Source organism: Arthrobacter sp. CP30 (genome assembly GCF_053470025.1).
Genome location: NZ_JBQEMM010000053.1, coordinates 1 through 517 on the forward strand (window position 1 = coordinate 1; position 517 = coordinate 517).

Genomic DNA, 517 nt, shown 5'->3' on the forward strand with positions numbered 1-517 from the left:
GCGTGAAAGTCTCGCCCAGGCGCGCCAGCATCAGCGTCTCGAGGATCTCCTCGGCCATCGCTTGCGCGGCCTTGGGCGGGACCATGTTGCCGATCCATTCGCGATTGACCGCGTCGGACCGCCCACGAAGAGCGAAATCGCTATACTCCTCGTTGACCAGCCACATGCCCGTCGCGCTGTCGAAGCTGAACACCTCCTCGGGGATGATCCAGGACTGGAGCGAGCCGAGCTCGAGCGTCGTGAATGGCCGGTGCCAGGTCTCGTCAGTGCTGATGATCCGGCAGACCAGCCGGTCAGTCGGTTTCGGAAGGATAATCGGATCACTGTCGAGCCAGATCTGCCGAGGATCCGCGACATTGCCGGGCCCATTGTCATGCGCCAGCGAAGCCGAGACCGTGCCGCAGGTCGCGCGCCAGGACACGACACCATAGTGGCCGCAGGTCTGGTAGTGTTCGCGGCGCTCATCGGCGACACACGGCTGGCCGCCGGTGACCGAGTGGACCGCCCCCGGCACGGC

The 517-nt window shown here is 65.6% G+C and carries 1 protein-coding gene; it reads right to left on the reverse strand.

Annotation, left to right across the window (positions count from 1 at the left end; genetic code table 11):
- A partial coding sequence (locus tag ACTIMO_RS17290; RefSeq protein WP_448183223.1) for a hypothetical protein occupies nt 1–517 on the reverse strand: 517 nt, incomplete at both ends.